This window comes from Shouchella shacheensis (genome assembly GCF_001484965.1).
GTDB lineage: Bacteria > Bacillota > Bacilli > Bacillales > Bacillaceae_D > Shouchella > Shouchella shacheensis.
Genome location: NZ_LLYY01000058.1, coordinates 1 through 9,258, shown reverse-complemented (window position 1 = coordinate 9,258; position 9,258 = coordinate 1). Strand labels below are relative to the sequence as shown.

Below are 9,258 nucleotides of genomic sequence, written 5' to 3'. Positions count from 1 at the left end.
AAGACCGAGAGGGATCACGCTTGCGCCTTTAGGCGTGGGAGTTGTCAAGGTATCAATGCATAGCCTGAAAGATGAGCAAATGAGAATCCCTGCGTCTCTAACTGCGGTATCGCCTCCTGTACCCCGCGCCCTGTTCCACTTTGAGGTCGGTTCATATGTAAAAGGGCAATATCTCCGGGTTGAGCTATGAGGAGTGCTTTCTCCACCTGAGACGCACTAAAGGTAGCACCAGCATCCCCTAATAACGAATAGTTGACGACCTCTAACCCGAGAGCTTCCGTAATTTCCACGGCGACCTCATCATAATACGCGGTCCCGGAACGAAAGTAAGCCGCCTCTTCGCCCGTTCGCTCCTTCATCGTTTCCTGATTAGCCTGAACTTCTTGAACAACGGCACTCACAGAGTCCGTGCCCTCGATCCCCCAGGCGCTTTCCCCCGAAACAGAGAGGGGCTTATGCTCGCTTCCGTGATTGGCTAGCTCAAAGAGTGGATCTTCCGCAAGCTCTGCAAACAGCGATTCGTTGGCTTTAATCCAGCGTTCATTGAGAAACAACGTTGCTTTGATTTCATGGGCTCTTAAGAAATCAAGCAAGTCTATATCCACCTCTTCGCCGTGTTCGCCCCCACAGGCGTCAAAGGTGAGCGCGACCACCTGATCCGTAGTATCCAGCCTGTTTTTCACGCCTGTGACCTTCTCTCCCCATTCCAGAGGCATTCTCTCGAAATCAGACCAGTCTACAGCTTCTCGGGAGAACACTTCTTTTTGCGCTCCTACGGTCAGCTTTTCTGTTGAAACGCGAGCCGTGCGCTCCTCTTCTTGGTCTGTACAGGCGCTGGCCAATAGTAGCACCGCGATAATCGCCACTGCTTTTCCTTTCATATCCACCCCACCCCCCTCTAAAAAAACTCCGGGCAAATGACGAGGCCCGGAGTCTTAATGCTTTCTTATTTTGATTCTGCTTTCTGTTCCTCGTACCAGTTATCAAGCACTTTAGCGTCAAGAACGCGCGAGACAATGTAGTTGCGCTGCTTTTTTGAGAACAGTTCTTCCCACGCAAACGACGAATCTTTGGCTACCGTTACAAGCGTCAACAACTCTTGCCAGGCAACATAGCGCTTGTACCAGAAAAACTGGGGTTGTTCGGTCATATATGGGTACAGATCATCGAATTCAGTATGCTTGCAGTCAATCGTTCGCTCAAACTGCGTCTTTGCCATCATCAGCTTTTCTTCAAGGTAGGTATGCAACTCTTTCTGATCCATGATAGCCCCTCCTAGTCGTGCAAGTTGCACTTTCAATCATTATAGCATAATTCACTCAAAAGTAAGAATCAAAAGATTTACGTATTTTCCAGGGGGCGAACCAATGCACTTGAAGCTCGAAGTTTCTGCTAAAGGGTCTTTTTTGATAGTTTCATTGCCAATCACAAACAAATTCTTTTTTATGGTTTGAATTCTGAGGGTGCGGGTATTACAGTTGTAAGGGCAATGGCTTTTCCCATAACAGCACACATAGCCCCTTCCCCCACCTTTGGAGGCACCTAGCTATAGGTGCTTCTTTTGTGCGTCTAGGACCTTAAGTCCCTAGGAGTTTTCACATTCTTACATACAGCTTCCTTCAATTTCCCCTTTCTGTTGCGCACATCCCTTGATACACTTATAATTCGTGTAGGATTTTAACGAATTTGATAGAAATGTGGTGAATACAATGTGGTCAACAGCTCAAATTGGTATTGATCTTGGAACAGCAAATATCCTTGTTTACAGTAAAGATAAAGGCATTATCTTAAATGAACCGTCCGTTGTAGCTATGAACACGTCCACTCGTGATGTACTCGCGGTGGGAGCCGAAGCGAAAAGCATGGTAGGGAAAACGCCTTCGCATATTGTAGCGGTTCGTCCTTTGCGCGACGGTGTGATCGCTGATTTCGATGTAACGGCGAGTATGCTTCGAGAAGTAATGAAAAAAGCAAGCAAAAACATGGGGCTTTCCATCCGAAAACCTAATGTGGTTGTCTGTGCGCCTTCCGGTTCCACATCCGTTGAGCGTCGCGCGATTTTAGACGCAGTCCGTAGCTGCGGAGCGAAGGAAGTTCACATCATTGAAGAACCTGTAGCTGCCGCCATTGGCGCGGACCTCCCTGTTGAAGAGCCGACAGCCAACGTTCTTGTTGATATTGGGGGCGGTACCACCGAAGTGGCGATTATCTCTTTTGGAGGGGTTGTTTCTTCCAACTCTGTACGTGTCGGCGGGGACAAGTTCGATGAAGCGATCATTCAACATGTTCGAAAGCACTACAATGTCTTGATCGGTGAGCGCACAGCTGAACAAATTAAGATTGAAATCGGCTATGCACCGATTGATCATGACCGTATGACGATGGAGGTTCGCGGTCGCGACCTCGTGAACGGGCTGCCTAAAACAGTCGAGCTGGATTCTTTTGAAATTCGTCAGTCCATCAGTGAGCTTCTTTTCCAACTGCTCGAAGCCTTGCGGGCAACGCTTGAAAATTGTCCCCCAGAACTAAGTGGAGACATCGTCGACCGAGGCGTCTTGCTTACGGGAGGCGGAGCGCTACTCAACGGCATGCAGGAGTGGATCTCAAACGAAATTTCTGTCCCTGTCCACATCGCTCAAGCTCCTCTTGAATCGGTAGCCATTGGAACCGGGCGTTCGTTGAAGTTTATTGACAAGCTGCAGAAGGCAACTGTGTAGGGATTTATAAAAGCTACCAGCGATTGCATGGTAGCTTTTTTTGTGCGTCCTGTTTTCCACCCTTCTCAGCAGCATCACGGTAACGATTGTTATTTATCTATCGATGCAGTTGTTTTAGCAGCCCTTGAAAAAAAATTTTACAAGCAGCATTAGAGTGAGGCGAAATTCAATGCCTCCCCCCCTTTAACTCTTTTGAAACCTCGAATCGAGAGTCAACGTTTGCTTTTGCAGCTGGCCCTCACGGGGATGAGCGTTAACAAACCCTTTATTGATAAGAGTCCTAATTCTCCACAGCAAGAATGGAATCGGCAAATCTGGTAGTTGTCCGTAGGCTGTGCCAATCAAAGCGGCGGTTTTCATCTCCACTTCTTCCGCAAGAATTGCCAAAAGCTGAGGGTCATAGGCGTCATAGGCGCGCAACGAATAGGAAAAGTCCGCTGTTCTTTCAAGTATTTCCGGCTGTTCCGAGGCAAGCCGGTGCCATGTCCGCCTAAGCTCCTCCCAGTTCTCCTCGCTCACAGGGGTTGGCTCGTAGTAAGCGTCAAGTTTCTCTGGCAGGATCTCACGTACAGCGAGCGGTCCCCGCACTCGGTTAAGCTGCAAAGATGGCGTATACCTCGGTAGAAACGCCAGCAGTTCCATGAAAGCAAGTTCATCCGAAGCCGCTTCACCCACCCAGGCATGCACCTCCCTCCCTTCTTCAAGGTGGCTGGCGATGGTTTGCTTGGTTTGCGTTAATTCCCACAGGACGTAAGATCTCTCCTCGCTTGAAGCCTTGACCTGAAAAATCGTCTCTAGCTGTTTTAGCTTTTCCTTTTCCTCTGTTTGAATGCCCAGCTGCCAAAAAGGTTCATAGGGGATCACTGTCCCTGGCAAATCAGCTTTTTGAAACGATTCCTGTGCTGTCTTTGAAAAAATAAGCTGCAACAATACTTTTCACCTCTTGATCCAGCTCCGGCGGGTAGAAGCTTCGAGATTTTTCAGTCCAGACGCGAAATCCAATACCGGGATTTCTTTGTTATGCCTTCCAAAATCCTCGCTTCTGACCAACCCGCCTCCGCTTTTCTTGCAAAAAGAATCCCTTGCCGCAAAGGGCAAGGGCACCATTTTATCTTCTTTCAGTCTATCACGAGTCGCTGTTTTCCAGCGAGCGACTCGCTTTTTAATGCGCTCATTAGTTGTGTCACGCTCTGCTCTTTCGCTAGCCGTGGGGACTGGCCGGCCCAAAGAGACATGTAGCTTGCGTCTTGCTGTTTTGCTGCCTGAGCTCGAATGGGCTTGGTCAACTCGTTTTGAGCGGGATAGGGGAGTGTAGGGACTTCTTGGAATTCCTCTGTAAAGCGATTGGCGAGTCCTCGGGCTGGCTTCCCGCTAAACTTGGCTGTCAGAACCGTTGCCGTTTCCGGTGCCTGAGAGATGGCCAGCTTATGCAGGAGATTCGCCCCGCTTTCTTTACACATCAGGAACTGCGTGCCTAATTGAACCCCTTCAGCACCGAGCGCTTCTGCCGCTACAATTGCTCGTCCATCCATGATGCCTCCAGCAGCGATAACAGGCACACGAACAGCGTCCACCACTTGGGGGACGAGCGACATCGTCCCGATCAGTGCTTGCTGAAAGTCGGATGCAAATGTTCCGCGATGACCACCTGCTTCACTTCCCTGAGCGACAACGGCATCGACATTCACTGCTTCATTCAGAATGGCTTCTTCTACCGTCGTTGCCGTTCCAATCACATAAGAACCGTTTTCTTGCAATACTTCGACCGTGTCTGCGGAAGGTTTTCCAAATGTAAAACTGACCACGGGTACTTTCTTTTCAAGGACCACCGCTAACAGCTCATCATAGGCATCAGTTACATGAATGCCCTCCTCTGCCTCAAGCCCAAGGGCAAGACGGGCAGGCTGAAGCGCAAGACTCGCTTTCGTTTCCTCCTCTTTCTTCCATGAACACGCTTCAGGAACAAAGAGGTTGACGCCAAAAGGCTTAGATGTTTGCTTCTTGATGGCGTCAATCGCTTCTCGTAGACTCTCCACGTTCATGTAGCCAGCGCCAAGTTGCCCGAGCCCGCCCGCTTCGCTCACGGAGGTGACGAGTTCCACCGTTGTGACGCCACCAGCCATACCTGCTTGAAACCAAGGAAGTTCTATCCCTATCTCCTCTGCAATACGGTTCATGCCTTCGCCCTCCTTTTTAGAAGATGTTTAAAAAGCACAGGGAACTAACTGTCGAATTTCTACGTCAGCTTGCTTTTCCGGTGCTTACTTATTAAAAGCAACCGCTCCGGTGCTCAAAGAGCGGCGCCTCCCTGAACTTCTCGGCTCTTTTGTCCTCCTTTTTGAACACAGATTTTTAATAAAGCTTTCCATGACGATACAGTAGATCCGAGAGTCTTTCCAAAGCAAGCCTAAAGCATTTGATACGCAGGGTCATGTCCGAAGTCTTAAAGTAAGCATCAAACACGCGGCCCATCGTTTGCTTCATTTGAGCCTTCATTTCTGCATGGACGGCTTCCGTTTCATAGAGCTCCTTCACCTTGCTCTGCCGCCATTCCAAGTAAGAAACAGTCACCCCCCCAGCATTAGCAAGGATATCGGGAATAACAAGCTTTCCCTGTTTCTCTAAAAACTCATCGGCTTTCATTGTGACAGGTGCGTTTGCCCCTTCAACGATCACCTGAGCTTTGATGTCTCGAACGTTACTTTCCGTAATTTGGTCCTCTACAGCTGCTAGAATCAGTACATCCACGTCTTGGATAAGAACGGCTAAAGGATCAAGGATCTCCGCTTCAATAGAAGTGCTCGCGACGGCTTCCTTTGAATCAGGAAGCTTGCGATGAACGTTAACATAATCGATTAATGCGGGCACATCCAACCCTTTTTCCGCATAGAGGGTCACATCTTGATCAGAAACGGACTGGACGATATGCGTCTTATCGCATAGATAGGCTTCAAGCGCCGCTACGCTTCCGACATTGCCAAATCCCTGTATGGCTACACGCACAGGCATGGCTGTGTTAACTCCTTTTCTGAACAGATTGGAGAGTGTTTTCGCCTGTTCTGGTCGGTTCTCATTCTCCGCTTGACTCGGGAACCATTCATGCACAAGGTGATAGTAGCTGAGAAATGTGCCAATCCCTGTCGCCTCTCTCCGCCCCTTCGCTCCAGAATTGTGCACACTCTTCCCCGTGAAGGAACCTAGATACGGATGGCCTGGATGGATCGTTTTGTATTCTCCGACCATCCAATCGATAATTCGCGCATTTGTTCCTAAATCCGGAGCGGGGATGTCTTGGTCTGGACCGATATCTCTTGAGAAGTTTTGCACGTACTTTTTCGAGACCAAATTCAGTTCTCGTTCTGAATAGTCTCTAGGGTCAAGCACGACGCCGCCTTTCGCCCCGCCAAACGGGAGTCGATGCAACGCATTTTTAAGCGTCATTAATATCGCTAAATTCTCAACCTCTTCTTCATTTACTTGTTCACTGAAGCGGATCCCCCCCTTATAGAAACCGCTGACATTGTTATGTTGCACCCGGTAGGCAGGAATACGAACAATGCTGCCATCGTCTTTGGATACGCGTATGTAACTTTTGATAACTTTATCCGTTGTCTTGATAATTTCTTTGGCCGACTCACAGAACGTCCGGCGCGTGGCTGGCTCCATCACCCCAAAAAGGTCTTTTGATTCGCCAATCTCCTTCATTACTTGTTCAATTAGTTCACTTGTCTCTTGTTTATTCACGTAGGAACCCCCTCTCCTTTTTCCTTTCCCTTTTCTGTTTTGAAGAAACCTATTGTCCTTATTGCTCCAGTTGCTATCTTCGACATGGTTTGTCTTTTTCCCTACTATTTTCACTAAAAAGAAATGTTGAGAATGAGGGGAGCAAAGAGTATAATAAAAATCAGAATTGATAGGGTTATCAATTTTTTATAAAGGGAGGTGTGAGAGATCATCGAATCGCACATAAACCGAATGGAAAACGCGCTTAAGCGTCAGTTTGATGTCTATCCGAGTGTACGCTTCGGGGAGTTCAAGCTTCGTTTTACCGCCCACTATCACCGGCGAGACGAGCGTTACATGCTTACGAAAGATGTAAAGGTCTGGGGCGTGGAGAATCATCAGCACTTCTACGTTCTCGAGCCAGAGGTTCTTACGAAAGATTGTTTTTACCGCTTCCAAGCAGAGTTAGACAGCCATATTGCAGAGCAAATGAACCACTCAGAGGAGCATATGTCATCTGTCTTCATTGGAGTGATTCTCACGAATGAGCCCGTCCCGACTCCTCTCATGCGTCGTGTAAGAAAAGCGAAAAAACTTTCCTTCCTGAAATGGGGGTTGCATGGATGGGCAGAACGATACGTCGTGATCCTTTCACTGAGAGAAAAAGAGCTGTATTCAAGCAAGAAAGCACGCCCTTTTGTCGAGCCCATCGCTCAACTCCTAAAAAACTAGCGAGGTGATTCGTTTGAATTTTGTCACGCTTATGTTGCTGTCAGCTGTCATTCTTATCATTGCTTACTTTACGTACGGCCGCTTCTTGGAAAAACGGTTGAAAGTGGATGCGACGATACAAACGCCTGCCCATGTCCTTTATGATGGGAAAGAGTACATTCCGACCAAGACCCCTGTTCTCCTTGGGCATCACTTCACTACTATCGCAGGCGGAGGACCGATCACTGGACCAATTGCAGCCGTCGTTTTCGGCTGGGTACCGGCCGTACTCTGGATTATCATCGGCAGTATTTTTGTCGGAGGCACCCATGATTATGCGTCCCTTCAAGCTTCCCTTCGCCATAAAGCAAAATCAATTGGCGCGGTGATTAAAGAATACATGGGTGGACGCGGGCAAGTCTTGTTTCTATCGTTTTCGATTGCTACGCTGATTTTGATCATCGGTGTGTTTATTATTCTCGTTGCCAATACCTTTGTCTCGTTTCCTGAAGCCGCTACCGCTTCGATGCTTTTCATCGGAGTTGCCATACTCTTTGGGCTTCTTGTCAACCAAATACGTATGAACCTCCCTCTTGCCAGCATTCTCGGGATTCTGGCGATGGCCGCGTCGATTTGGGTGGGCTTAAATTTTCCGTTTTCGCTCAGCGCAAGCACTTGGTCGCTTCTCTTAATCGCCTATGCCTATATAGCGTCTGTTCTTCCCGTTTGGGTGTTGCTACAGCCGAGGGATTATCTGAATTCCTTTCTCCTGTATGGCCTTGTGATCGGCGCGGCCGTTGGCTTGATCATCGCACGGCCAATGATTCAAATGCCGGCTTTCACGGGGTTCTACAACGAAACGCTCGGCTTTCTATTTCCGATTTTATTCATTACGATTGCTTGTGGAGCCATATCCGGCTTCCACTCCCTTGTTTCGTCTGGGACCACATCGAAGCAGCTGAACAACGAAAAGAACGGTCGCTTTATTGCTTACGGTTCGATGCTGATTGAAGCCTTCGTTGCGATTATTGCCATTGGCTCTGTCGCTTACTTAACGATGGCAGACTTTACAGCGCTAATGGCTCAGCTAGGCGATCCAATCAGTGCTTTCTCCGCAGGCATCGGTGTCTTTATGAATTCTTGGGGCTTACCTGTGGCGGCGGGAACGACGTTTACGGCCCTTGCTGCGTCCGCTTTCTTGATGACAACGCTGGATTCCGCTACCCGACTCATGCGGTATGCGGTGACGGAACTCGGGGAGAGCCGCAATGTACGGGTCTTTGAAAACAAGCACGTCGCTACTGGTGCGGGTCTTATTGGAGCAGCAGCACTTGCCTTAACAGGAACGTGGGAGACGGTGTGGCCACTTTTCGGAGCTGCCAACCAGATGCTTGGAGCACTTGCATTGCTTGCCATCACGCTATGGCTTGTTAAAACCGGATCGAAGGCGCTGTTTGTCATCCTGCCGATGATCTTTATGTTTATTGTCACCACATCCGCACTTATTGTGATGATGTATTCAAACTTTATGGCAAGCAACTACTTGCTTGTTGTATCCGCCTTCATCTTGTTTGTCATGTGTGTCTTCCTCGCCGTTGAAGGAGGACGTGTCTTAATGAAGCCTAGAAAGGATGAGACACAGGACATTCAAGTTTGACAACTCCCACGCCTAAAGGCGCAAACGTGATCCCTCTCGGTCTTCACGTGGGATTCTTGAATGATAAAAGAGACGTCCATTTCTGGTATCTCAGTGCTCTTCAAGTTTAGGGACGTGTCATCGCCCCGTCCTGTTTCGTTGCCCATTCGAATAAATGTGCGTACCTTAACAGGCGGTGTCGCTGTCACCACGACACTAGAGGATAGAGAGGCGGTTACTTGCCTCGCTTTTTCTTTTTCGCCGGACCACTGATCGCTTCCGCAATATTATACGAAGCGTTTGCGTCCGCATGGGCGGTATAGCCACATGCAGTACAAGAGAAAAGAAGTCCTCTGCGGTTGGCTTTGGATGCATGGCCACACTTGCACGTTTGAGAAGTATACCTTGGATTGATGTACTCCACCTGCAAGCCTTCCATTTCTGCTTTGTATTCAATACATCGTTGAAGTT

At 48.6% G+C, this 9,258-nt stretch carries 9 protein-coding genes; 3 read left to right on the top strand and 6 right to left on the bottom strand.

Annotated elements, in window-relative coordinates; translation table 11 throughout:
• Positions 1-44 precede the first annotated feature (44 nt).
• A complete protein-coding gene (locus AVZ68_RS19085) occupies positions 45-881 on the bottom strand; it encodes a polysaccharide deacetylase family protein (RefSeq protein ID WP_059106168.1) in 837 nt (278 codons plus the stop codon).
• A gap of 65 nt (positions 882-946) precedes the next feature.
• The gene (locus AVZ68_RS19080) at positions 947-1,264 is read right to left on the bottom strand and encodes a hypothetical protein (protein ID WP_059106167.1); all 318 of its coding nucleotides are present in this window, start codon (positions 1,262-1,264) and stop codon (positions 947-949) included.
• A 445-nt stretch (positions 1,265-1,709) separates the two neighbouring features.
• Here AVZ68_RS19080 and mreBH point away from each other — a divergent pair, with 445 nt between their 5' ends.
• The gene (mreBH, locus tag AVZ68_RS19075) at positions 1,710-2,717 is read left to right on the top strand and encodes a rod-share determining protein MreBH (protein ID WP_059106166.1); all 1,008 of its coding nucleotides are present in this window, start codon (positions 1,710-1,712) and stop codon (positions 2,715-2,717) included.
• 183 nt (positions 2,718-2,900) lie between these two features.
• Here mreBH and AVZ68_RS19070 read toward each other — a convergent pair whose 3' ends face one another.
• The 3 genes from AVZ68_RS19070 to AVZ68_RS19060 all read right to left on the bottom strand — a co-directional run bounded on the left by AVZ68_RS19070 (position 2,901) and on the right by AVZ68_RS19060 (position 6,461).
• The gene (locus tag AVZ68_RS19070; RefSeq protein WP_059106165.1) at positions 2,901-3,647 is read right to left on the bottom strand and encodes a DUF3658 domain-containing protein; all 747 of its coding nucleotides are present in this window, start codon (positions 3,645-3,647) and stop codon (positions 2,901-2,903) included.
• Positions 3,648-3,835: 188 nt separating this feature from the next.
• Positions 3,836-4,894: an NAD(P)H-dependent flavin oxidoreductase gene (locus AVZ68_RS19065; protein WP_059106164.1), complete on the bottom strand. Its 1,059-nt coding sequence runs from the start codon at positions 4,892-4,894 to the stop codon at positions 3,836-3,838.
• Between the two features lie 175 nt (positions 4,895-5,069).
• Complete coding sequence (locus tag AVZ68_RS19060) at positions 5,070-6,461, bottom strand: Glu/Leu/Phe/Val family dehydrogenase (protein WP_059106163.1); 1,392 nt, start codon at positions 6,459-6,461, stop codon at positions 5,070-5,072.
• 207 nt (positions 6,462-6,668) lie between these two features.
• Between AVZ68_RS19060 and AVZ68_RS19055 the strand changes: the two genes are divergently transcribed.
• Positions 6,669-7,172, top strand: a complete 504-nt coding sequence (locus AVZ68_RS19055) for a DUF8052 family protein (RefSeq protein ID WP_496196940.1) — start codon at positions 6,669-6,671, stop codon at positions 7,170-7,172.
• A 13-nt stretch (positions 7,173-7,185) separates the two neighbouring features.
• Positions 7,186-8,808, top strand: a complete 1,623-nt coding sequence (locus AVZ68_RS19050; RefSeq protein WP_059106161.1) for a carbon starvation CstA family protein — start codon at positions 7,186-7,188, stop codon at positions 8,806-8,808.
• A gap of 214 nt (positions 8,809-9,022) precedes the next feature.
• Here the strand turns inward: AVZ68_RS19050 and AVZ68_RS19045 are convergent.
• The coding region (locus AVZ68_RS19045; RefSeq protein ID WP_157404745.1) for a zinc ribbon domain-containing protein at positions 9,023-9,258 on the bottom strand (236 nt) is incomplete at its 5' end.

Coding starts and splice junctions, on each gene's coding strand:
- AVZ68_RS19085 (WP_059106168.1), bottom strand. CDS start 881: ATGAAAGGAAAAGCAGTGGCGATTATCGCGGTGCTACTATTGGCCAGC.
- AVZ68_RS19080 (WP_059106167.1), bottom strand. CDS start 1,264: ATGGATCAGAAAGAGTTGCATACCTACCTTGAAGAAAAGCTGATGATG.
- mreBH (WP_059106166.1), top strand. CDS start 1,710: ATGTGGTCAACAGCTCAAATTGGTATTGATCTTGGAACAGCAAATATC.
- AVZ68_RS19065 (WP_059106164.1), bottom strand. CDS start 4,894: ATGAACCGTATTGCAGAGGAGATAGGGATAGAACTTCCTTGGTTTCAA.